The sequence below is a fragment of the Bradyrhizobium sp. USDA 3650 genome (assembly GCF_054057395.1).
The window spans coordinates 1,549,665-1,571,151 of the sequence record NZ_JBSRZG010000001.1 but is presented as its reverse complement, the minus strand read 5'-3'; the positions used below and the strand labels follow the sequence as shown (position 1 = coordinate 1,571,151).

At 63.4% G+C, this 21,487-nt stretch carries 20 protein-coding genes; 6 read left to right on the top strand and 14 right to left on the bottom strand.

The features are described from left to right. Positions 1 to 13 precede the first annotated feature (13 nt). The 7 genes from ACVIN2_RS07595 to ACVIN2_RS07565 form a co-directional block, all read right to left on the bottom strand. A complete protein-coding gene (locus ACVIN2_RS07595) occupies positions 14 to 1,420 on the bottom strand; it encodes a hypothetical protein (RefSeq protein WP_456765119.1) in 1,407 nt (468 codons plus the stop codon). Between the two features lie 280 nt (positions 1,421 to 1,700). Then, complete coding sequence (locus tag ACVIN2_RS07590) at positions 1,701 to 2,486, bottom strand: fumarylacetoacetate hydrolase family protein (RefSeq protein ID WP_456765118.1); 786 nt, start codon at positions 2,484 to 2,486, stop codon at positions 1,701 to 1,703. Beyond that, the gene (locus ACVIN2_RS07585) at positions 2,486 to 3,505 is read right to left on the bottom strand and encodes a 2-dehydropantoate 2-reductase (protein WP_456765117.1); all 1,020 of its coding nucleotides are present in this window, start codon (positions 3,503 to 3,505) and stop codon (positions 2,486 to 2,488) included. The genes ACVIN2_RS07590 and ACVIN2_RS07585 overlap by 1 nt, the downstream gene beginning before the upstream one ends. A gap of 104 nt (positions 3,506 to 3,609) precedes the next feature. Further along, positions 3,610 to 4,035 (bottom strand): CBS domain-containing protein, encoded by a 426-nt coding sequence (locus ACVIN2_RS07580; RefSeq protein ID WP_027569141.1) that lies wholly within the window; start codon positions 4,033 to 4,035, stop codon positions 3,610 to 3,612. A 176-nt stretch (positions 4,036 to 4,211) separates the two neighbouring features. After that, complete coding sequence (gene oxlT / locus ACVIN2_RS07575) at positions 4,212 to 5,534, bottom strand: oxalate/formate MFS antiporter (RefSeq protein ID WP_007608345.1); 1,323 nt, start codon at positions 5,532 to 5,534, stop codon at positions 4,212 to 4,214. Between the two features lie 259 nt (positions 5,535 to 5,793). Then, positions 5,794 to 7,080, bottom strand: coding sequence for an oxalate/formate MFS antiporter (gene oxlT / locus ACVIN2_RS07570; RefSeq protein WP_211394180.1), 1,287 nt, complete (start codon positions 7,078 to 7,080; stop codon positions 5,794 to 5,796). Between the two features lie 251 nt (positions 7,081 to 7,331). Then, complete coding sequence (locus ACVIN2_RS07565) at positions 7,332 to 7,469, bottom strand: hypothetical protein (protein ID WP_007608347.1); 138 nt, start codon at positions 7,467 to 7,469, stop codon at positions 7,332 to 7,334. A 278-nt stretch (positions 7,470 to 7,747) separates the two neighbouring features. On the opposite strand from ACVIN2_RS07565, the gene ACVIN2_RS07560 reads away from it, so the two are divergent. Further along, complete coding sequence (locus tag ACVIN2_RS07560; protein ID WP_456765116.1) at positions 7,748 to 9,079, top strand: Hsp70 family protein; 1,332 nt, start codon at positions 7,748 to 7,750, stop codon at positions 9,077 to 9,079. 39 nt (positions 9,080 to 9,118) lie between these two features. Here the strand turns inward: ACVIN2_RS07560 and ACVIN2_RS07555 are convergent, their stop codons facing one another. The 3 genes from ACVIN2_RS07555 to pcaB all read right to left on the bottom strand — a co-directional run bounded on the left by ACVIN2_RS07555 (position 9,119) and on the right by pcaB (position 12,201). Further along, positions 9,119 to 9,562, bottom strand: coding sequence for an SRPBCC family protein (locus tag ACVIN2_RS07555; protein ID WP_456765115.1), 444 nt, complete (start codon positions 9,560 to 9,562; stop codon positions 9,119 to 9,121). A 263-nt stretch (positions 9,563 to 9,825) separates the two neighbouring features. Then, a complete protein-coding gene (locus ACVIN2_RS07550) occupies positions 9,826 to 10,815 on the bottom strand; it encodes a Bug family tripartite tricarboxylate transporter substrate binding protein (RefSeq protein WP_456765114.1) in 990 nt (329 codons plus the stop codon). A gap of 6 nt (positions 10,816 to 10,821) precedes the next feature. After that, positions 10,822 to 12,201: a 3-carboxy-cis,cis-muconate cycloisomerase gene (gene pcaB, locus ACVIN2_RS07545; RefSeq protein ID WP_456765113.1), complete on the bottom strand. Its 1,380-nt coding sequence runs from the start codon at positions 12,199 to 12,201 to the stop codon at positions 10,822 to 10,824. A 582-nt stretch (positions 12,202 to 12,783) separates the two neighbouring features. Between pcaB and ACVIN2_RS07540 the strand changes: the two genes are divergently transcribed. From ACVIN2_RS07540 to ACVIN2_RS07530, 3 genes are all read left to right on the top strand, one after another. After that, positions 12,784 to 12,993 carry a cold-shock protein gene (locus tag ACVIN2_RS07540; RefSeq protein ID WP_007593324.1) on the top strand — a complete coding sequence of 70 codons (210 nt, stop codon included), beginning with the start codon at positions 12,784 to 12,786 and terminating at the stop codon, positions 12,991 to 12,993. Between the two features lie 98 nt (positions 12,994 to 13,091). Next, positions 13,092 to 13,334 (top strand): hypothetical protein, encoded by a 243-nt coding sequence (locus tag ACVIN2_RS07535; protein ID WP_007593322.1) that lies wholly within the window; start codon positions 13,092 to 13,094, stop codon positions 13,332 to 13,334. Between the two features lie 54 nt (positions 13,335 to 13,388). Beyond that, a complete protein-coding gene (locus ACVIN2_RS07530) occupies positions 13,389 to 13,613 on the top strand; it encodes a hypothetical protein (protein WP_026233616.1) in 225 nt (74 codons plus the stop codon). Positions 13,614 to 13,679: 66 nt separating this feature from the next. Here ACVIN2_RS07530 and ACVIN2_RS07525 read toward each other — a convergent pair whose 3' ends face one another. The 4 genes from ACVIN2_RS07525 to ACVIN2_RS07510 form a co-directional block, all read right to left on the bottom strand. Next, positions 13,680 to 13,862 carry a hypothetical protein gene (locus ACVIN2_RS07525; RefSeq protein ID WP_007608360.1) on the bottom strand — a complete coding sequence of 61 codons (183 nt, stop codon included), beginning with the start codon at positions 13,860 to 13,862 and terminating at the stop codon, positions 13,680 to 13,682. Positions 13,863 to 14,236: 374 nt separating this feature from the next. Further along, the gene (gene frc / locus ACVIN2_RS07520) at positions 14,237 to 15,514 is read right to left on the bottom strand and encodes a formyl-CoA transferase (RefSeq protein WP_007608365.1); all 1,278 of its coding nucleotides are present in this window, start codon (positions 15,512 to 15,514) and stop codon (positions 14,237 to 14,239) included. Positions 15,515 to 15,579: 65 nt separating this feature from the next. Further along, positions 15,580 to 17,313: an oxalyl-CoA decarboxylase gene (gene oxc, locus ACVIN2_RS07515; RefSeq protein ID WP_456765112.1), complete on the bottom strand. Its 1,734-nt coding sequence runs from the start codon at positions 17,311 to 17,313 to the stop codon at positions 15,580 to 15,582. Between the two features lie 78 nt (positions 17,314 to 17,391). Next, on the bottom strand, positions 17,392 to 18,084 hold the full coding sequence (locus ACVIN2_RS07510) for a GntR family transcriptional regulator (protein ID WP_197031202.1): 693 nt from the start codon (positions 18,082 to 18,084) through the stop codon (positions 17,392 to 17,394). Between the two features lie 350 nt (positions 18,085 to 18,434). Here ACVIN2_RS07510 and ACVIN2_RS07505 point away from each other — a divergent pair, with 350 nt between their 5' ends. Both ACVIN2_RS07505 and ACVIN2_RS07500 read left to right on the top strand, forming a co-directional pair. Then, on the top strand, positions 18,435 to 20,564 hold the full coding sequence (locus ACVIN2_RS07505; protein WP_456765111.1) for an acetate--CoA ligase family protein: 2,130 nt from the start codon (positions 18,435 to 18,437) through the stop codon (positions 20,562 to 20,564). A gap of 61 nt (positions 20,565 to 20,625) precedes the next feature. Continuing rightward, positions 20,626 to 21,468, top strand: coding sequence for an IclR family transcriptional regulator (locus ACVIN2_RS07500; protein ID WP_456769664.1), 843 nt, complete (start codon positions 20,626 to 20,628; stop codon positions 21,466 to 21,468). The last annotated feature ends 19 nt before the right edge of the window (positions 21,469 to 21,487 follow it).

Below are 21,487 nucleotides of genomic sequence, written 5' to 3'. Positions count from 1 at the left end.
GGATCGGGTGCCTTCACCCGATCTTGTTCAGGCTGTTCCGGATCGTCGAGAAGATGCCGCCGATGTCTTTTCGCAAGCCGTCGAGCGCGTTGAAATTGTCGAAGATGCGGGCGAGGCGGTCTTCGACCTCGCGCTTGCTCTTGGTCAGCGCGTCGACGCGCGAGGCGAGGCTGACGTCGCCGCTCGCCTCGATCTCGCCGACGGTTTTGGCGAGGAGGTCGCGCGTGGTGCCGACGTCCGCGATCAGGGCCTCGATGCCGAACACGGGAGCCTTCAGCGGGACGAGGTCGGCCTGGGACTTCGACAGCTCCGTCTTGAAGGCGTTCAGCGTCGCCAGCGTCTCCTGTAACGCGCCGAGGCGCTGGCGCGACTGGAGAACAAAATCGTTCAGCGCATTCTGGCGGTCGGCAAGCGTCTTTCCGTCGGCGTCGGTCTCGACACCGGCGAGTGAGCGTTCGAGCTGGGCCTGGCGCTGGCCGAGCTCTTCGAAGTCGAGCCCGATGCCTTTCAGGATGTGGAAGCTGTCGTCGATGCGGGCCAGGCGCTGCTCGATCTCCATCTTGTTCTTCGACAGCGTCTCGACCCGGATGCCGAGTGGCGCTTCGCCGCCGGTTTCGAGCTCGTCGACGCTCTTGGCGAGGCGCTCATGACTGAGGCCCAGCTCGCCAATCAAGGCATTGAGGCCGGCGTCCGACGCGCGCAGCGGCACCAGCTCGGCGTGGGACTTCGCCAGATCTTCCTTGTACTGGTTCAGGGTCGCAAAGGTGCCCTGGACGGTGCCGACCCGCGACAGCAGCGTCGCTACGTCGCGCGCGATGTCCTTGAGCCGGTCGGCGAGATTGTTCTTGCGGTCGTCGGTCTCGAGGTCGTGCAGCGAGCGTTCGAGCTGGTTCTGGCGGTCGCGGATCTCGGTGAAAACCGGCTCGACCGCGCGGCGCTGCTCGGCGACCTTGCCGACCATGTCGCGCAGCTCCTGCTGGCGGCGGCGGATTTCGGCGAGCTGGTCGTGCATGTCGGTGGATTCGTTGCGGCCCCGCTGCAGCAGGGCGCGCTGCTCGGTCTCGCCCAGCTTGTCGTGGAGGGCGGAGACGGCCTCCCGGGGATCGCTCTCGATCAGGTGCTGGACGGTGGCGTCGAGGTGGTTCTGCAGGGCGTGGGCGACGACGACGTCCTCGCGGGTCTTCTTGAGGCGGTCGCGCAATGTGTCGAGGCGCCGGTCCTGGCGCGAGAGCCGCCAGGCGGAGGCGCCGATCAGTGCCAGCGCCAGGGCCAGGATCGCGCCGGTCGCAAACCGCTGCGGGACAGGCAGGCCTCCGAACCAGGCAGGCAGGTGGCCGACATCGTAACCGAGCGCCTGCTGGGCGAAGATCCCGATGGCGGTGAGGAGAACAAACCAGGCAACCAGGAAAAACAGCCACATCGTGACTTCCTCACGCCGGCACACATTATCGCCATAATTGCTATTGGAGAGCGGAACCGAGATCAAGGGCGGCGGGGGCTTGCTGGATAGGTCCGGTCGCACGATCCACGGCTGAATGCGTCAGCCGATCGGCGGACGGGCGGTGGGTGCCGGGGGTCCAAGGTTGGACGGAGTGTTCCGTAGCTTGGATGGAGCGAAGCGCAAGCCGAGTTCTGCAAGCCTTGAGGGCCGGCCCCGGATTTCGCTTCGCTCCATCCGGGCTACCGCACCGCTTTGGTGGCTACAGCCGAAACTCGTTGGTCAGCTCGCCGATGCCGTCGATCGCGACGGTCACAATGTTCACCGGCTCTTTCATTACGCCGACGCCGACCGAGGTGCCGACGGCAATGAGGTCGCCGGGGAGCAGGGTCATGTCGTGGGAGATCCTGCTGACCAGCTCCTGCACGGAGAAGATCATGTCCGATAGCGGATAGTTCTGCCGCTCCGCGCCGTTGAGGATGGTGCGGACCACCAGCTTTGCCGGATCGAGACCGGTGGCGATGACGGGGCCGAACGGGCCGTAATCGTCGATGCCCTTGGCCCGCGCCCATTGCGGGAACGTGGGATCGCTGGTCAGGATGTCGTTGGCAGTGATGTCGTTGACGCAGGTGTACCCGAAGATGAAGCTGTCCGCCTCCGCCGGAGACACCCGGGCGCAGGTCTTGCCGATGACGATGCCGAGCTCGCCTTCATACGTGGTCTTACCGTCGTAATAAGAGGGACGGCGGATCACCGCGCCTGGCGTCGTAATGCTGGTGGTGGCCTTCAGGAGGTAGAGCGGCTCCGGCGGCTCGGGCTGGCTGAGCTTGGCCGCGAGCGCGTGAAAATTGTTCCAGAGCGCGACGATCTTGCTGGGCGCGCAGGGCGCGAGCAGCTCGACCTCGGACAGCGCCAGCGTCTTGCCGGTTGCGGCATGACGGCCGAACATCTCGCCCTCATGCACGCTGATGCCTGACGAATTCAGCGTGCCGAAGCCGGTCGCACCGCTATTGCGGAAGCGGAGCCATTGTTTGATCTCGCCAGCCATCACGCCACCGCCAGTGCGCGCGGATCCGATCGTGTCGAGATGCCGTCGTAGAGACCGGCGATGCGGGCGCGCTGGGTCACCATCGCCAGCACTGAATCGAGCGCGGGAGTGGCGATGCCGGTGAGGCGGCCCATCTCCTGCACGACGGTGACGAGCGGGTCGATCTCCATCGGGCGGCCGCGCTCGAGATCCTGGAGCATCGAGGTCTTGTGCGCGCCGACCTTGCGGGCGCCTTCGATCCGGCGCTCGACGTCGACGCGGAATTTGACGCCGAACGTCTCGGCGATGCCTTGCGTCTCCATCATGATCGCGCGCGACAGCGCGCGGGTGGCCGGATCGGTGCAGATCACGTCGAGTGTTGCATGGGTGAGTGCGCTGATCGGGTTGAAGCAGACATTGCCCCACAGCTTGAGCCAGATCTCGTCGCGGATGCGGTCGAGCACCGGCGCTTTCAGCCCGGCTGCGACGAAGAGATCGGCGAGGCGTTGCACGTCCGGGGTGGTCTCGCCGGAGGGCTCGCCGAGCGGAAAATTGTTGCCGTAGACGTGACGGATCACGCCGGGCGCCTCGATCTCGGTGGCGGGATAGACGATGCAGCCGATGGCGCGCTCGGCGCCGATTTCGCGCCACTGCCGTCCGCCGGGGTCGATGCTCTCCAGCGTCGAATTCTCGTATTGGCCGCCATGCTTGTAGAAGTACCAATAGGGGATGCCGTTGACGGCGGTGACGATGCGGGTGTGGGGTCCGAGCAGCGGTTGCATTGTCTCGATCACGCCGGTGATCGAGTGCGCCTTCAGCGTGATGATGATGTAGTCCTGCACGCCGAGCTCGGCCGGATTGTCTGTGCAGCGCGGATGCACGGTGTGCTTCTCCTCGCCCGCGAGCAGCGTCAGGCCGCGCTCGCGCATCGCGGCAAGGTGCGCGCCGCGTGCGACCAGGCTGACGTCGGCGCCCGCGCGCGCGAGCTGAACCCCGAGATATCCGCCGATTGCGCCGGCGCCGTAGATGCAGATCTTCATGGAATCCTCGCGGAGCAGCGGAAGCCGGATTTCGGGACGAAAGATCCGGTCCGGCTCGGAAGGGTCCGAGCCGGGGCCGGTAGTCGCAGGGGAAGTGAGGCGCTTTAAGCTGCTTGCGGCGTGCCGTTGAGTGCTTCGTCGATGACGGCCGCGATGTCGCGCATGCTGATGACCGAGACGAGGCTGTAATCGTCGATGACAGGCAGGTGCCGGATGTGATTCCGGTTCATCAGATGGCGGACGTGCTCGATCGTGTCGCTCGAGGTGCAGGACACGAGTTGCTGCACCGAGACGAGCTGCGAGACCTTGACGTTGACGGCATTGGCGCCGTGCTCGGCAACCGCGCGCACGACGTCGCGTTCGGTGAACATGCCGACCGCGGTATTGCCCTCGGAGCGGACCACGTCCTTCACGACCAGTGCGCTGATATTGTTGGCGCGCATCAGCTTGGCGGCGATACCCACCGTTTCGTTCATTCGCACCGTGACAACGCGCGGTGTCTTCTTGCGCAGAATGTCTCCGACCAGCATTGCAACCTCCCTGGGTGAATGATGAGGCGAGTGTGGTATACATAATGCCAATCGTCAAGCATTCGGTTTGGCTGATCCGAAAATTCTTGCGGCAGCAATGCTGACATTTGTCGTGAGCCAAAAAGAAAGGGGCGCATCGCTGCGCCCCTGTCTCACCCGTGCAAGGTGCGGGTTCGTTATGCCGTCTCGGTCTTGGCGTTCCCCGTCGCGGCGTTGGCGCTCTCGGCTTCCTTGCCGAGAATGAAGGAGCGGCGCATCGGCTTGATCACGAACAGTGCCATCAGGGCCGCCGTCGCGTTCAGCGCCACCGCGACCACGAACACGGCCTTCCAGCCATAGGTGGCCGAGATCACGCTCGCGAGCGGAACGAGCAGGGACGCCGTCCCCTTCGCCGTGTAGAGCATGCCGTTGTTGGTGGTTGCGAACTTCGAGCCGAAGGTATCGCCGCAGGTCGCGGGGAACAGCGAGTAGATCTCGCCGAACACGCCGAAATAGACCGCGGTGGCGAGCACGAAGACGACGGGCACGTGGCCATAGGCCGACAGCGTCAGCAGCATCAGCGCGGCGGTGCCGAAGGCGATGAACATGGTGTGTTCGCGGCCGATCGTGTCGGAGACGAAGCCGAAGAAGGGCCGTCCGAAACCGTCGAAGATGCGGTCGAGCGAGATCGCGAACGTCAATGCCGCCATCTGGAAGCCGGCAAGCGTGACCGGCGTGTCGGCGATCTTGAAGTCGTGCGCGATCGGAGCGATCTGCGCCGCGGTCATCAGGCCCCCGGAGGCGACCATGACGAAAACGAGATACATGACCCAGAAAATAGGGGCGCGCAGCACCTGGGGCGGGGTGAAGTCGATCTTGGTCTGCGGCAGATTGAGCTGCTTCTTCTTCGGCGGGATCGAGATCCGCGGCGGCTGGATGAAGAAGGCGAGCACGAAGACGATCACGCCCTGGCCGATGCCGAAGGTGAGAAACGCGTGCTGATAGCCGCTCGTCGCGATCATGGTCGCGATCGGCACGACGGTGAGTGCAGCGCCTGCGCCGAAGCCGGCGGCGGTCGCACCGGCGGCAAGGCCCCGGCGATCGGGAAACCATTTCAGCGCGTTGCCGACGCAGGTGCCGTACACCGCGCCCGCGCCCATGCCGCCGATGATCGCGGCCGCGTAGAGCAAGGTGAGGCTATCGGCGTAGGAATTGAGAATCCAGGACAGCGCGATCATGACGCCGCCGAACATGATGACGATGCGCGGGCCGTATTTGTCGACGAACCAGGCCTCGATCGGCACCAGCCAGGTTTCGGTGACGACGAAGATGGTGAAAGCGAGCTGGATCGCGGCGCGTCCCCAATGGTGCGCGTGATCGATCGGATCGACGAACAACGTCCAGCCATATTGCAGGTTGGCGATCATCGCCATGCAGACGATGCCCATGACCAGCTGGAGCCAACGGAAACCTGTGCGGAGAGGCGCGGCCGTGACAGCGCCATCGGTGCTGGAAATCATCAAGAACCTCCCAAGCGCCTGTCTGTTTCGACACCGGTCGCAAGATGACCTGATGTCGCAATATTGTGGCGTATCGTCGCAAGCGCGGTGGCGAGCTTGGTATACCATATTCCAGATTGCAAGCCCTATCTTGGCGCGCCACTGACAAAATATGCGGGGTTCCGCTTGGGAACGGCGGACTCGTGAAAACTTCGCGCACAACGAAAACGCCCGGCCGCGAGGCCGGGCGTTTTGCACGAGAAGGCGCTTTTGGAGTGCGTCAGACGGTCGATTGCGCGACCACCACCTTGCGCCAGGGCTTGAGCACCGCGATCGCCAGCGCCGAGGCCAGGATGTTGGCGCCGGCCGCGATGATGAACACGTTGTCCCAACTGCCCGACGATTGCTGCATGTAGTTGCCGATCGGGACCAGCAGCGCGGCCGTACCCTTCGCGGTGTAGAGCAGGCCGGCATTGGTGGTCGCGAACTTGGCGCCGAACGTGTCGGTGCAGGTCGAGGGGAACAGCGAGTAGATCTCACCCCAGGCGAAGAACACGAAGCCCGAGAGCAGCACGAACCAGAGCGGATCGTGGCCCCAGAGGTAGAGCATCCAGATGCCAATACCTTCCATGCCGAAGGCGATGAACATCGTGTTCTCGCGGCCGATCATGTCGGAGATCCAGCCGAAGAACGGACGCGTCAGGCCGTTGAGCACGCGGTCGATCGTGGCCGCGAAGGTCACCGCGGTCATTGTCACCGCCATCAGCGTGACCGGCACGTTGTCGATCTTCCAGTCGGCCGCGATCGGCTTCAGATTGGCCGTCACCATCAGGCCGCCGGCACCGACGATCACGAACATGAAGTACATCAGCCAGAAGATCGGCTGACGCAGCACTTCGGTCGGCTGATAGTTGCGGCGGGTCTGCTGCAGATTGGCGTTCACGACCGCGTTCGGCACCTGACCTGCTTTCGGCGCGAGCAGGAAGAAGGCGAGAATGCAGATGATGATGCCTTGTCCGAGGCCGAAATAGAGGAAGGTGGTCTGGAAACCGCTGTCCTTGATCATGGCCTGGATCGGCGCGACGGTCAGCGCGGAGCCTGCACCGAAGCCCGCGGCCGTGATGCCCGCGGCAAGACCGCGCTTATCCGGAAACCACTTCAGCGCGTTGCCGACGCAGGTGCCGTAGACGCCGCCGGCGCCGATGCCCGCGATGATCATGCCGAGATAGTAGCCGTTGAGCGTGGTCGCCTGCGCGTTGATCGCCCAGCCGGCGGCGCAGAGCACGCCGCCGACCAGGACGACGAGGCGCGGACCGTATTTGTCGACGAACCATCCTTCGATCGGCACGAGCCAGGTCTCGAACAGCACGAACAGCGTAAAGGCCCATTGGATCGACGCACGATCCCAGCCGAACTTCTTCTGAATGTCGGGGACGAAGAACGTCCAGCCGTATTGATAGTTGGCGATCATCACCATCGCCGCGACACCGACTGCCAATTGCGCCCAGCGATACGTGTCGCTAACGCGCGCGGCTGTCGGGGCGGTTGCTTGCACCATGTCCGTCATAAAGCCTCCCGTGGCGCCTCTCATTTTTCTGCGAGCGCTGGAACGGCATTCTTGTATGCATTATGCCAAGCTTCAAGCGCTGGTCCGGTCACCGTGCGCAAATGCCGCAGGACCTTGCCCGGTTGCGGCTGTGACTCAGGACAGCACAAGTAGAAATGGCCCCGTCATCCGGGGCCATTCATCAAAAGTCGTATGCGGACTGATCTAAAACCGTCTCCCGCTGCGCGCGCAGGCGCGGGAGGCTGCCCGGCCTACAGGCCGAAGCGCGGCAGGTCGCCGTTGTGATTCGAGATCTTGGCGCTCGCCATCAGGAGGCGGTCGATCGTGGCCATCAGGCGGGCGAACAGCGAGGAGGAGGGCGCGAGAGCGACGGAAGCGGTCTTGGACATCGGAAATCCCTTTCTTGAGACGGTCAGTAGTGCTGTCTCATTTCGAAAGGGAATTTATGTATACCAGATGCCAATGTCTATGCATGCCATTGCATAGCAGCATTTAGCTCTTCGCATTGCAGCATAATGATCCGTTAAATGGGCCGATTTGAGCGGGATATGCCCAAAACCGGCCGAAACTGAACCATTTGACCGTCGATGTCCACAAACGGAGCCTTGGCAGCGGGGCACGAAGCCGTTAGTGGTCTGCCCCTTCCAATCATCTGTCAGAGTGGTTCATGTCGAGCGCCTCGCCCGCCGTCTCGATCGGCATCGATTTTGGGACCAGCAACACGGTCGTGGCCCTTGCGGCGGACGACCGCCGGGTTGAGGCCATCCGCTTCGACCATGGCGGACAGCGCCACAGCGTCTTCGTGTCGGCGCTGTGCTTCTGGGAGGACCGGCCGGGCGCCGGCGCCCAGGCCGAAGGCGGCCCGTGGGCGATCGAGCAGTTCCTCGAAGGCCGCCATGTCTACCGCTTCCTCCAATCGTTCAAGACCTTCGCCGCGAGCTCCAGCTTCAACACCACCCAGGTGTTCCGGCAGCGCTACAAGTTCGAGGATATTTTGGCGGCGTTCCTGCGGACGCTGGCGCGCCATGGCGGCGATAAATTCGGCTTCGAGACGTCCACCGTCACGGTCGGTCGCCCCGTCCGCTTCGCCGGCGGCAATCCCGACGAAGCGCTGGCGATGCAGCGCTACCGCGCCGCGTTCGAGCGCCTTGGGGCCGGCCACGCCCGCTACGTCTACGAGCCTGTCGGAGCCGCGTTCTCCTTCGCCCGCCGGCTGGAGCGCGATGCGACCGTACTGGTCGCGGATTTCGGCGGCGGCACCAGCGATTTCTCGGTGATGCGGTTCTCGCGTGCCGGCGGCGCCTTGCGCGCCGAGCCGCTCGGCCATGCCGGCATCGGGATTGCGGGCGACACGTTCGATTACCGCATCGTCGATCACGTCGTCTCGCCGCGGCTGGGCAAGGGCTCGAGCTTCCGCTCGTTCGACAAGGTGCTGCCGATCCCCACGGGCCACTACACCAACCTCGCGCGCTGGCATCAGCTCGCGATGATGAAGAGCAACGGCGACCTGCGCGAACTCAGGGAGCTTGCGCGCACCGCGGTGAAGCCGGCTCTGCTCGAGGATTTCATCACCATCGTCGATCTCGACCTCGGCTTTTCGTTGTACCGCGCGGTGTCCGACGCCAAGGTCGCACTGTCGGCGCAGGATCAGGTGGAGTTCCGCTTCAAAGGCGGCGGCGTCGACATCGGCTCGACCATCACGCGGAAGAATTTCGAAGCCTGGATTGCCGACGACATCGCGAGGCTCGGGGCTACCGTCGACAAGGTGCTTGGCGAAGCCGGCATTACCGCGCGCGAGATCGAGAAGGTGTTCTTGACCGGCGGCACGTCCTTCGTGCCCGCCGTTCGAAAGCTGTTCGCCGAGCGGTTCGGCAACGAACGGCTGATGTCAGGCGACCAGTTCGAGTCGATCGCCTATGGCCTTGCGTTGATCGGACATAGCCCGGATCCCGACCGCTGGACCGCAAGCGGCGGGATTGCGCCGAAGGCAGGACCGTAGCCTACGGTCACGCGGCCGCCCCTAAATCCCGTCCGGTCGCTATTGCTTGATCTCAGGCTCGACGAGCTTCGCCAGATTGCGCAGCGATTCCTGCCAGCCGAGATAGCAAGCCTCCGGCGGGATGACGTCGGGGATGCCGGCCTGCGTGATATCCAGCTCGGTGCCGACGGATACTTTCTTCAGGATCACGGTGACCTGGATCTCGCCCGGCAGATTGGGGTCGTCGAACCTGTCGGTGTAGCGGAGACGTTCGCCGGGGACGAGCTCGAGATATTCGCCGCCGAAGGCGTGGTTGTTGCCCGTCGTGAAGTTGCGGAACGACATCTTGAACGTGCCCCCGACCTTCGGCTCGAAATGATGGACGGTGCAGGTGAAGCCGTTCGGCGGAAGCCATTTCGCCAGCGCATCCGCCTCCAGGAAGGCGCGATAGACTTTCTCCGGGCTGGTCGTGAGAACGCGGTGCAGGCGGACAGTGCTGGGCATGATCATTTTCCTCATGAATCGCCGGGCTCGACGTCAGCGTCTATTGCCCGTTCATGTCTAGATGACGGACGAGATACCCCCGATCCGACAGGGCGTTTCGAATTTTTTGATGGATGAGGGGCAGACTGCCGCCACGTCCTGCGGCGTCATGGTGAATGCCAGCTTTGTAACAGCGGATCGTCGGATTGTTCCGTCGGCCTGCGGCGTGAGGCGCGACGGCGAAAGCTGGCGGGCGATCACGCGCTCGACTGCATCGGTTGCACTTATTGATCGAGCCGAATCTGCGCGGCTTTGACAATGTCCTGCCAGCGCGCGATCTCTTCGGTCATCCGCCGCTTGAGCGGTTCGGGGCCTCGCTGGTCCGGCGGTGGCAGGATCAAGCCTACCAGTTCGAGCCGTCTCCGCACGCCGTCATCGTCGAGCGCTGCGCGAAGCGCATCCGAGAAGCGGTCGCGAATGGCGTCGGGAGCGCCTTTCGGCAGGTAGAACGCGAACCAGCTCGATGCGACAAACTGTGGAAGTCCTGCTTCCCTCGCCGTCGGCGTGTCCGGCAGTTGCGGAACCCGTGCGGGCGCCGAAACGGTCAGAAAACGCAGATTGTTGTCACCCAGGAAGGGAAGAACGTCGCCCAATAGTCCACAGCTGAAGTCGCTGCGGCCCGCGATCAGGTCGGTCATCGCCAGCGCTGATCCGCGATATGGCACCTCCACCGGCTTGAATCCGATCACGGAGGTGAACAGCAGACAGCTGATGTGGCTGATCGAACCGACACCCGCATGGCCCAAGGTGAGGTCCGGGCCACGCGCCTTGGCGATCGCGATGAACGACGCCATGCTTTCGGCGCCGAGGTCGCGGCGAGCGACGACCAGGATCGGCGTTTCCGCGACCAGACCGATCGGCGTGAAATCAACCAGCGGATCGTAACGGAGATTCGGATACAGCGCGACCGATGCAGCATGCGTCCCGACGTGACCGCTGACGAGCGTATAACCGTCGGGCGCGCTTTTCGCGACGCGCGTTGAGCCGGTCGTGCCGCCCGCCCCGGCGACGTTCTCGACAATGATCGGCTGCCCAAGTTTTCGCGCCATGTGTTCGGACACGATCCGGCTCATCACGTCGTTGGGGCCGCCAGCCGCGAACGGGACGATCAACGTGATTGGCCGTGACGGGAACGGCGACTCGGCCTGTGCCGCATTCAACATTGTCAGCACCGCAGCTGCGACGAGGCCCATGCGCTTGCGCTTCAAAATCATATGGCCTCACTCCGCATCAATGGCGTCGCCTTGCACCGCCGCGAGAACACGATCGACCTCACGGCCGGACAGGCCGATGTATCGGGCCGGATCCGCAGCCGCCTCGATCTCATGGGGCGCGATGTGGGCCGTCACGGCCGGATCGCGCGAAAGGCTCTGGGCTAGTGTCAGCCCCGAGGCGATGGCGTGCGTGCATGCCGCACTCACCATTTCGTGCGCATGATGGCGCCCGACGTGCGGAGCCAGCGCCATCATGACGGCCTCGGCGGCGATGAGACCCTGCGTCCGCCCGAGATTGGCCTGCATCACATCGGGCCTGACGACCAGTCCGCTGCAGAGGCGAACAGCGTTATCCATGGCCCGGGAGACCAACGCGAACGCTTCCGGCAGCAGCAACCATTCGGCTTGCCACGGTCCCGTCGCCCGCTCGTGGTCGTGGACCGAAGCGTCGAGCATGGCGCTTGCGAGCCGGCGCAGCGACGGTCCGGTGCTGAGAATTTGCTCGCAGATGATCGGGTTACGCTTGTGCGGCATGGTGCTGGACGCGCCATGGCCCTGACCGCCTGGCTCCAGCAGTTCGCCGACCTCAGTCTGCGCCATCAAGACGACATCGGTCGCGATCTTGCTCAGGGTCGCCGAGATCAGCCCAAGCAGGCAAACCGTCTCGGCCAAACCATCGCGCGCGGCGTGCCATGCCACCAGGGGCTCGCCGAGTCCGAGCTCGCTGGCCAGCGCAGCGCGGACGCTGTCGCCATCATCGCCGAGTGATGCGAAAGTGCCGACCGCACCGCCGAACTGGACCTGGAGGACTCTTGGTTTGAGTTCGGCGAGACGTTGCCTGTGGCGCAGTAGGCCCGACAGCCAGACGGAAACCTTGAACCCGAAGGTGATCGGGATCGCGTGTTGAAGCTTGGTCCTGCCGACCATGGGCGTATCGCGGTGGGTCCGCGCCAGATCCGCAAGCGTCGATATCAGCCGCTCCAGATCGCGGTGGATGAGCTCGAGCGCGTCGCGCATCTGCATCACGAGCGCGGTGTCCATGATGTCCTGACTCGTGGCACCCCAATGGACGAATTCGCCATGGGGTTTGCCGGTGAGCCGGATCAGCTGCTCGACCAGATTCACGACAGGCAAACCAGCGCGCAAAGTGCCCGCGGCCAATTCGTCGAGATCGAGTAGTTCAGCGCGTGCAGCGGAGGCGATCGCAGCAGCAGCCTCGGCAGGAATCACGCCAAGCTGCCCTTGAACCTTGGCCAGCGCGACCTCGACCAGAAGCATGGACTCAAGCGAATTGCGCTCACCGAAAATAGTGCGCATGGGGGCGGTGCTGAAAATATCGGCGAGGTGACGGCTGCTGAGGACCGTTCCGGGCTCGAAACTCAGCATGGCCGTGTCGCGATCATGGATGAGCGAACGCGCGCGCGTTCAAACCAGTCGGCAAGCCTCAATCCGAGCTCATGAATGGCGACTCTTACCTTGCGGGCGTATGGCGACGTCTGAGTAAAAAATAGCCGCATCGGTCGGTATCGGTCCCTCCGTCGTCGCGCTCCATTGCGCGCCGTACGGCTTGGCATCGATCAAGCCTAGGTTACCCCCTCGTTTTGTAAAAATGCATTATTGCGATACATGCGTTCTGAATTGGAGAACGCCGTCGAGCGCGCCGGAATTCGGATATGGCCAAGCGCGCTCATGTCGGGTTGCAGATCGTCGCCGAGAAGATCAGAGCCGCTAACGCGAGCTTCTCCGACGGAAGCGTCCTGTACCTACCGCCGAGCTCCTGAGACGTCGAATCGGGCAAATGCCAAGCCTTGCAAATAGCGAGGATGTGGTATACGTTGAGGCTGTTCGTTCAGCCGCTGTGCCTTGTTGAATGCGCCCGCGGGCTCCTTTTCCATAGACATCGACGAATAGAATTTGTTCTGCGTGACGAGCACGCGGAACCTGCGCGTATGCGCTTTGGAGAAGAAAATGACGACAGGTACTGTGAAGTGGTTTAACGGCCAGAAGGGCTTTGGATTCATTCAGCCGAACGACGGCGGCAACGATGTGTTCGTTCACATCAGCGCGGTCGAGCGGGCTGGTCTTGCAGGTCTCGCTGAAGGCCAAAAGGTCAACTTCGAGCTCAAGACCGACAAGATGCGGGGCAAGGTCAGCGCTGAGAATCTCTCGCTGGCCTAAAGCCTTGGTGCCGTTTCACGGATGTGCTGAAACGGCCATGCCACCCGCTCGATCCCAGGATTGAGCGGGTTTTTGTCCGTTGCAGAGCAGGGTGAATAATGAGCGCCAAGAGACCGGCCGAACCGTCACCCGAAAGCATCGCGCGTACTAACCGTCAGCGTTTGGCCGCAGAGGAAGGCGCTCGGGCGATGGTGGATGTTGGAAAGCAAGCCGTCGATGTTCGCAAGAACATGGCGCGGCTTCGAGAGCTGCGCGAAGCCAAGGAAGCGGCAGACGCCGCCCTTCAGGCATCATTGCCCGCCGCCACCCCGACGAAGCGCAAGAAGAAGGTGACGCCATAGCTGGCTTCCATTGCACCGACGACAATTGGGAGAGGGCCGATCACATGCCAAAGAGTGCGGGTCGTGCCTAGAATCAAGTCGGATGGCGGTGGCACCATCACCTTCTTTCTCGCGCTTGGCGCGGGACGACAGATGTGCCGTCTTGCGACGACGTTCCTGACGCAGAAGCAGGCTTTTAGTTATCTTCGCAAGAACCGAACCGAGTTCGAGCGCATGGCGCGGGCGCAGCTCGCTTCTGGTGCAGTCGAAGACGGAATCGTCGTGCTATCGATGCTGTAGGGCAGGCGCAGATTTCAGTGCCGCGCCTTCAGCGCAATCCGCGATCGGAGTCTGGGACCGACGCTCTTATTCGGAGCCGCTTCCCGGCTTCGCCTCCCGGGCCAATCGCTCCGCTTTCAGCCGTTCGCGATTCTCGTTGAAGGAGTTCTGGTCCTTCGCATAGTCATTGATCGGCTTCTGCGTTGTCGCAGGCTTGAACGCCTTGTTGGCTTCACGCTTGGCGCGATCAGAGGATTGATCTTTCGACATTTAAGCCCTCAATTTGATCAATGAGCGTGGTCCTGGCGAGTGCCGGACGCGACGCCACCTGTGCCCGAACTGAAAGGCCGACTTGCCATCCTCGGAAGCGAAGGCGACCAGTTCTTCAGCGTGGGGCAGGGTCTTTGCGAGGCGTGCTGCACTCGCCGTGGAGATTGCATGCTGGCATTTCCGGGCATGCTCGCATTTCCGGGAGCACGCCGGTCGAGGGAGTAACGGCCGGCCACCGCGTCTGTTCCTCGCGAACCAATCTTTAATCCAGCCTTGGCGGCGCGGCAAGCGCGCCGATCGTGCGATGCAGCCTTTGCGCGCCAACAAAAAGGCCGCCGAAGCCGGCGGCCTTTCGCGTCGTGAGATGAGCCCGCTTACTCGGCGGCCTGCTTTTGCGGCGGATCGAGCGCGCCGGACTTGTGGATATCGGCGACCTGATGGTCCGAGAAGCCAAGCACGGTGCGCAGGATCTCGTCGGTGTGCTCGCCGAGCAGCGGGGAGCGCTCCACCTCGCTCGGGGAGTCCGACAGCTTGATCGGGTTGCCGACCGAGATGTACTTGCCGCGGGTGGGGTGGTCGACCTCGACCACGGTGCCGGTCGCGCGCAGCGACTGGTCCTCGGCGATCTCCTTCATCGACAGGATCGGGCCGCAGGGGATGTCGTCCTTGTTGAGGATTTCCATCGCCTCGAACTTCGTCTTCGTCATCGTCCACTGTTCGATGCGGCCGAAGATCTCGTTGAGGCGCGGCAGGCGAACGGCGGGCTTGGCGTAGTTCGGATCGGTCTTCCAGGAGGGCTCGCCGATCACGTCGCAAATCTTCTCCCAGACCGGGGCCTGCGTGATGAAGTAGATGTAGGCGTTGGGATCGGTCTCCCAGCCCTTGCACTTCAGGATGCGGCCGGGCTGGCCGCCGCCTGAATCGTTGCCGGCGCGCGGCACGGCATCGCCGAACGGAATGCCTTCGCCGAACTGGCTGTATTCCTTGAGTGGACCATGGGCGAGGCGCTGCTGGTCGCGCAGCTTGACGCGCGCGAGGTTGAGCACGCCGTCCTGCATCGCTGCCGTGACCTTCTGGCCCTTGCCGGAATGGGTGCGCTGATAGAGTGCAGTGACGATGCCGAGCGCCAGATGCAGGCCGGTGCCGCTGTCGCCGATCTGCGCGCCGGTGACGAGCGGCAGGCCGTCGCGGAAGCCAGTAGTGGAGGCGGCGCCGCCGGTGCACTGCGCGACGTTCTCATAGACCTTGCAGTCTTCGTACGGTCCGGGACCGAAGCCCTTGATCGAGGCGACGATCATCTTCGGGTTGATCGCCTGGATCTTCTCCCAGGGGAAGCCCATGCGGTCGAGCACGCCGGGACCGAAATTCTCGACCAGTACGTCGCACTTCTTGATCAGCTCGGTGAGGACTTCCTTGCCCTTGGGGTTCTTGGTGTCGAGCGTGATCGAGCGCTTGTTGTGGTTGAGCATGGTGAAATACAGGCTGTCCACGTTCGGGATGTCCTGCAGCTGGCCGCGGGTGATGTCACCCACGCCCGGACGTTCCACCTTGATCACGTCGGCGCCGAACCATGCGAGCAACTGCGTGCAGGTCGGCCCGGACTGGACGTGGGTGAAGTCGAGAATGCGAACGCCCTCGAGCGCTTTTGTCATCGTGTTGCTCCGTACTCTGATCTACCCCTGCACCCGCAGGGACCTAATGGGTTGAAGGGGAGTGCTTACTTCTTCTTCTGCAGAACGCTTTGCGGATTGAGGTTGCCGATGCGGCCGCTTTCGGAACCGGCGGCGGGATCGATCACGGCGTTGATGAGCGTCGGCTTGCCCGAAGCCATGGCTTCGTTGACGGCGCGCTTGAGCTCGTCCGGCGAGGTCGCGTTCACGCCGACGCCGCCGAAGGCCTCCATCATCTTGTCGTAGCGGGCGCCCTTGACGAACACCGTCGTTGCCGGATCGGCGTTGGCGCCGTTGACGTCGGTGCCGCGATAGATGCCGTCATTGTTGAAGATGACGACGCAGATCGGCAAATTGTAGCGGCAGATGGTCTCGACCTCCATGCCGGAGAAGCCGAAGGCCGAGTCGCCCTCCACCGCGAGCACGGGATGGCCGGTCTCGAGCGTAGCCGCGATCGCCTGGCCCATGCCGATGCCCATCACGCCCCAGGTGCCGACGTCGAGACGCTTGCGCGGCTTGTACATGTCGATGACGCCGCGGGCGAGGTCGAGCGTGTTGGCGCCCTCGTTGACGAGGATCGCCTCGGGATGATCCTTGATGACGTTCTTCAGCACGCCGAGCGCGCCGTGATAGTCCATCGGCGATTTGTTGTTCATGAGCTTCGGCGCCATCTTGGCGACGTTCTCTTCGCGCTTGGTCGAAATCGCCTTGGTCCACTCGGCCGGCGGGGCGGTCCAGCCCGAAGCCATCGCCTGGTTGAAGGCGGAGACGACCGAGCCGATGTCGCCGACGACGGGCGCGACGATCTCGACGTTGGAGTCCATTTCCCTGGGTTCGATGTCGACCTGAATGAACTTCTTGGGCGCTTCGCCCCAATTCTTGCCCTTGCCGTGCGAGAGCAGCCAATTCAGCCGGGCGCCGATCAGCAGCACGACGTCAGATTCTTTCAGCACCGTGGAGCGGGCAGCGCCCGCGCATTGCGGATGCGTGTCGGAGAGCAGGCCCTTGGCCATGCTCATCGGCAGGAAGGGGATGCCGCTCTTCTCGACGAAGGTTTTGATCTCCTCGTCGGCCTGCGCGTAGGCCGCGCCCTTGCCGAGGATGATGAGCGGGCGCTTTGCGCTCTTCAAAACATCAAGCGCGCGCTTGATCGACGCGGGCGAGGGGATCTGCGCGGGAGCCGCGTCGATCACCTTGACCAGCGACTTCCGGCCGGCATCGGCGTTCATCACCTGGCCGAACAGTTTTGCCGGCAAGTCGAGATAGACGCCGCCCGGACGGCCGGAGACGGCGGCACGGATGGCACGGGCGAGCCCGATGCCGATGTCCTGGGCGTGCAGCACGCGATAGGCCGCCTTGCACAGCGGCTTGGCGATCGCGAGCTGGTCCATCTCTTCGTAGTCGCCCTGCTGGAGGTCGACGATCTCGCGCTCGGAGGAACCCGAGATCAGGATCATTGGGTAGCAGTTGGTGGTGGCGTGCGCGAGCGCGGTGAGACCGTTGAGGAAGCCGGGCGCGGAGACGGTGAGACAGATGCCGGGCTTCTTGGTGAGGTAGCCGGCGATGCCCGCCGCATAACCGGCGTTCTGCTCGTGGCGGAACGAGATCATGCGAATACCGGCCGCCTGCGCCATGCGGCCCAAATCCGTGATCGGGATGCCCGGCACATTATAGATGGTGTTGATGCCGTTCAGCTTGAGCGCGTCGATGACGAGATGAAAACCATCCGTCAATTCCTGCTCGGTGCCCGGTGCTTCGGACTTGGTCGCGGTATTCAGCATGGGCCTTGTCTCCCTGGTCTCAAGATGCCGTTTCAGGCTTTAGGGGCGATGCCTCGCCCTTCTGGTGAACGTTGCTGGCTAGAAGAGTTCCTGACCATGCGCTTCGACGTAAGCGGCAAGGCCAAGGGTGTGATCGCGGGCGCGCTTCTCGGCGAGTTCGGTATCGCGCGCCTCCAGGGCTTCGATCATGCCGAGATGCTCGGGGAGCGACGTCGCGGTGCGGTCCTTGCGTCCAATGGTCAATTGCCGATAGCCGCGCACGTGCAGCAGCAGGTCGTTGGTGAGATCGACCAGCACCGGTGATTCCGACAGCGAGATCAGCGCCTGGTGGAAGGCGATGTTGGCGCGCGAATATTCCTCGACATGATCCTCGGGGAGGCGGTCTTTGCCAAAATCCTTGAAGTAGTCGCGCAGCGCCGTGATGTCTTTCTTGCGCGCGGTGGCGGTGATGAGGCGGGCCGCCATGCTCTCCAGCGCCGCCCAGGCGCGGATCATGTCGACGATCTCGCTCTTGGTCCTTCGCACCACCATGATGCCGCGGCGCGGAACCGTCTTCACGAAACCGTCCTGCTCGAGCATCGCTATGGCTTCGCGGATCGGCGTGCGGCTCACACCCAGGCGCTCGGACAACGCGCGCTCGTCGAGCATCACCGGCTCGGGCGTCGAGTAGATGTCCATCTTGAGGATGGCTTCCTTCAAGGCGTCATACGCCTTGTTCTTGAAGCTACTCTCCGGGGCAATACGAACGATTGCGATATCTGCCTCGGCCATGTTCGGCAACGCCTTGGTTGGTTTCCGCAGTGACACGACGAATCTCCTCCAGTGGGAGTCGTCTTTTACAGGATTATTAACGGGAAAGTTTTTGGCATACCAAATACCAGAATGTCAAGCTGCCTATTTTTTGCAGCGTTCTAAGGTGCGCTGCAGCTTGACAAGTTGGCTTCTGGCATACCAAATGCCATCGCCAGCCATTTTTGATCCAAGCCGGCGGAGCAATCTCGGCTTTATGCCACTCCGTTCCGCGACATGGAACAGAGCGCGGCGAATGGAAAAGCATCACGGGCAGCCGCAACACGCGCGCGCTTTGAGAACGCAAGAACCAAGGTCAAGGGAGAAGCCACATGTCCAATTCCAAAGATGCCGTCCGCAAGGTGCTTGACCAGGTCAAGGCGGACAAGCGCACCAGCCTGACCGCGCCGGAAGGCAAGCTGGTCTGCGACGCCTATGGCATTGCGGTGCCGAAGGAGGGGGTGGCGAAGTCGGCCGGTGAGGCCGGCAAGATGGCCGCCTCGATGGGCTTCCCGGTGGTGATGAAGATCGTCTCGCCGGACATTCTCCACAAGACCGAAGCCGGCGGCGTCATCGTTGGCCTCAAGACGGCCGAAGACGCCGAGAAGGCCTACGAGACCATTCTCGGCAACGCCAGGAAGTACAAGTCCGACGCCAAGATCGAGGGTGTCCAGGTGCAGCAGATGCTGGCCGGCGGCACCGAAGTGATCGTCGGGTCGATCACCGACGCCTCGTTCGGCAAGCTGGTGGCCTTCGGTCTCGGCGGCGTGCTGGTCGAAGTCCTGAAGGACATCACCTTCCGCCTCGCGCCCGCGACCAAGCAAGACGCACTGTCGATGCTCGACGGCATCCAGGCGCATGAAATTTTGAAGGGCGTTCGCGGCGGCGAGCCGGTGAACCGCACGGCGCTGGCCGATGTCATCGTCAAGGTGTCGCAGCTCGTCACCGATTTCCCCGAGATCGTCGAGCTCGATCTCAACCCGGTGTTCGCGACGGCCAAGGACGCGATCGCGGCCGACGTCCGCATCGTCGTCGACTTCGCTTACGTGCCCAAGCCGAAGCCGCGCCCGACCGAAGAGATCGTCGCGGCCATGAGCCGCATCATGCAGCCGAAGGCGGTTGCCGTGGTCGGTGCTTCGGCCGAAGACGGCAAGATCGGCAATTCCGTGATGAAGAACCTCATCAACGGCGGCTACAAGGGCGACATCTACCCGATCCATCCCAAGGCCGCCGAGATCCTCGGCTACAAGGCCTATAAGAGCGTCAAGGACGTGCCCGGTGTGATCGACACCGCGGTGTTCGCAATTCCCGCGAAGTTCGTGGCCGCGGCGCTCACCGAATGCGGCGAGAAGAAAATTCCCGGCGCGGTTCTGATCCCGTCGGGCTTCGCGGAAGCCGGCGCGCCGGAACTCCAGGCCGAGATCGTCGAAGTTGGCAAGAAGTACGACATCCGCCTGATGGGACCGAACATCTACGGCTTCTATTATACGCCTGCCAATCTCTGCGCGACCTTCTGCACCGCCTATGACGTCAAGGGCCACGCGGCACTGTCTTCGCAATCGGGCGGCATCGGCATGGCCATCATCGGCTTCTCCCGTTCGGCCAAGATGGGCGTTTCCGCCATCGTCGGCCTCGGCAACAAGTCCGACATCGACGAGGACGATCTGCTCGCCTTCTTCGAGCAGGATCCGAACACCAACCTGATCGCGCAGCACTGCGAAGACCTTAAGGACGGCCGCGCCTTCGCGGAAGCGGCAAAGCGCGTTTCCAAGAAAAAGCCGGTCATCGTGCTCAAGGCCGGTCGCACCTCGGCCGGTGCGAAGGCGGCCTCGTCGCACACCGGCGCGCTCGCCGGCAACGACAAGATCTACGAGGATGTCCTGGCGCAGTCCGGCGTGATCCGCGCCCGTAGCTTGCGGCAGCTGCTCGAGTTCGCGCGCGGCGTGCCGGTGCTGCCGACGCCGAAGGGCGAGAACGTGCTGATCATCACCGGTGCCGGCGGCTCGGGCGTGCTGCTGTCGGACTCCTGCGTCGACAACGGCCTGTCGCTGATGGCGATGCCGGCGGATCTGGATGCAGCCTTCCGCAAGTTCATCCCCCCGTTTGGCGCGGCCGGAAATCCCGTGGACATCACCGGTGGCGAGCCGCCGATCACCTACGTCAACACGGTGAAGCTCGGCCTGACGGACGAGCGCATCCATTCGCTGATCCTCGGCTACTGGCACACCATCGTCACGCCGCCGATGGTGTTCGCCCGCAACATGGTCGAGGTGAAGAAGGAGATGGAGGCCAAGGGCTTCGTGAAGCCGATCGTCGCCTCGCTCGCCGGCGACGTCGAGGTCGAGGAGGCCGCCGAATATCTCTACCAGAATGGCATCCCGGCCTATGCATACTCGACCGAGCTGCCGGTCGAGGTCCTGGGCGCCAAGTACAAATGGGCGCGCGGGGCAGGGCTGCTCTGAGTCGACGATGCCGCTTCGCCTCTCCTCGCGCGCGGGGAGAGGCGAGAACAGTCAGGTCGCGATGAGCAGGAACGTGATCCGGCGTAAACCGCTCGAGCCCCGCTCGCCGTCGGAGGCCGACAACGAGGTGCGCGACGGCGGCGTGCAATCCGTCGATCGCGCGCTGTCGATTCTCGAGACTTTGTCCGAGGACGACGAAGGCTATCGCCTCAGCGATCTCGCTGTTCGCACCGGGCTCTCCGCCTCGACCGTGCATCGCCTGCTGGCGACGCTGGAAAGCCGCCGCTTCGTGCAATTCGACCGCGCCGAATCCAAATGGCATGTCGGCGTGCGCAGCTTCACGGTCGGCGCGAGCTTTGCGCGGCGGCGCAATTTCAGCGCCCAGGCCATCCCCTATTTGCGCAAGCTGCGTGATCTTACCCGCGAGACCGCCAATCTTGCCATGGTCGACGACGAGTTCATCATCGTGCTGACCCGCATGGAGAGCCGCGAGATCATGCGCTCGCTGACCCAGGTCGGCGGCCGCGTCCCCATGGTGACTTCCGGCGTCGGCAAGGCGGTGCTCGCGACCTATTCCGACGAGGACGTCGGTGCCGTCATCCGCCATCACGGCATGCCACGCCTGACCGAGAAATCCATCGTGCGGCCGAGCGACCTGTTCAAGGAGCTCGAAAAGATCCGCAAGCAAGGCTACGCGCTGGATGATGAAGAGGCCTGCATGGGCCTGCGCTGCGTTGCCGCGGTGGTCTACAACGATTGCGCCGAGCCGCTCGCGGCGATTTCGGTCTCCGGCATGACCAGCCGGCTGACCGATCAGCGGTTACCGGAAATCGGGCAGATCGTCCGCGATGTTGCTGCCGAACTGACGGCCGCGCTCGGCGGGGCAGTTCCGACACCCCGCTAATCGGAAACCCGGGGTATGT

What these genes read in the sequence shown, in the direction of transcription:
- ACVIN2_RS07565 (WP_007608347.1), bottom strand. Translation starts at nt 7,469, where the DNA reads ATGTCCAAGACCGCTTCCGTCGCTCTCGCGCCCTCCTCCTCGCTGTTC.
- ACVIN2_RS07500 (WP_456769664.1), top strand. Translation starts at nt 20,626, where the DNA reads ATGAGCAGGAACGTGATCCGGCGTAAACCGCTCGAGCCCCGCTCGCCG.
- oxlT (WP_007608345.1), bottom strand. Translation starts at nt 5,534, where the DNA reads ATGATTTCCAGCACCGATGGCGCTGTCACGGCCGCGCCTCTCCGCACA.
- ACVIN2_RS07590 (WP_456765118.1), bottom strand. Translation starts at nt 2,486, where the DNA reads ATGGCTGGCGAGATCAAACAATGGCTCCGCTTCCGCAATAGCGGTGCG.
- oxlT (WP_211394180.1), bottom strand. Translation starts at nt 7,080, where the DNA reads ATGACGGACATGGTGCAAGCAACCGCCCCGACAGCCGCGCGCGTTAGC.
- ACVIN2_RS07585 (WP_456765117.1), bottom strand. Translation starts at nt 3,505, where the DNA reads ATGAAGATCTGCATCTACGGCGCCGGCGCAATCGGCGGATATCTCGGG.
- pcaB (WP_456765113.1), bottom strand. Translation starts at nt 12,201, where the DNA reads ATGCTGAGTTTCGAGCCCGGAACGGTCCTCAGCAGCCGTCACCTCGCC.
- ACVIN2_RS07595 (WP_456765119.1), bottom strand. Translation starts at nt 1,420, where the DNA reads ATGTGGCTGTTTTTCCTGGTTGCCTGGTTTGTTCTCCTCACCGCCATC.
- ACVIN2_RS07525 (WP_007608360.1), bottom strand. Translation starts at nt 13,862, where the DNA reads ATGTCGAAAGATCAATCCTCTGATCGCGCCAAGCGTGAAGCCAACAAG.
- ACVIN2_RS07550 (WP_456765114.1), bottom strand. Translation starts at nt 10,815, where the DNA reads ATGATTTTGAAGCGCAAGCGCATGGGCCTCGTCGCAGCTGCGGTGCTG.
- ACVIN2_RS07505 (WP_456765111.1), top strand. Translation starts at nt 18,435, where the DNA reads ATGTCCAATTCCAAAGATGCCGTCCGCAAGGTGCTTGACCAGGTCAAG.
- oxc (WP_456765112.1), bottom strand. Translation starts at nt 17,313, where the DNA reads ATGCTGAATACCGCGACCAAGTCCGAAGCACCGGGCACCGAGCAGGAA.
- ACVIN2_RS07560 (WP_456765116.1), top strand. Translation starts at nt 7,748, where the DNA reads ATGTCGAGCGCCTCGCCCGCCGTCTCGATCGGCATCGATTTTGGGACC.
- ACVIN2_RS07510 (WP_197031202.1), bottom strand. Translation starts at nt 18,084, where the DNA reads ATGGCCGAGGCAGATATCGCAATCGTTCGTATTGCCCCGGAGAGTAGC.
- frc (WP_007608365.1), bottom strand. Translation starts at nt 15,514, where the DNA reads ATGACAAAAGCGCTCGAGGGCGTTCGCATTCTCGACTTCACCCACGTC.
- ACVIN2_RS07555 (WP_456765115.1), bottom strand. Translation starts at nt 9,562, where the DNA reads ATGCCCAGCACTGTCCGCCTGCACCGCGTTCTCACGACCAGCCCGGAG.
- ACVIN2_RS07540 (WP_007593324.1), top strand. Translation starts at nt 12,784, where the DNA reads ATGACGACAGGTACTGTGAAGTGGTTTAACGGCCAGAAGGGCTTTGGA.
- ACVIN2_RS07580 (WP_027569141.1), bottom strand. Translation starts at nt 4,035, where the DNA reads ATGCTGGTCGGAGACATTCTGCGCAAGAAGACACCGCGCGTTGTCACG.
- ACVIN2_RS07535 (WP_007593322.1), top strand. Translation starts at nt 13,092, where the DNA reads ATGAGCGCCAAGAGACCGGCCGAACCGTCACCCGAAAGCATCGCGCGT.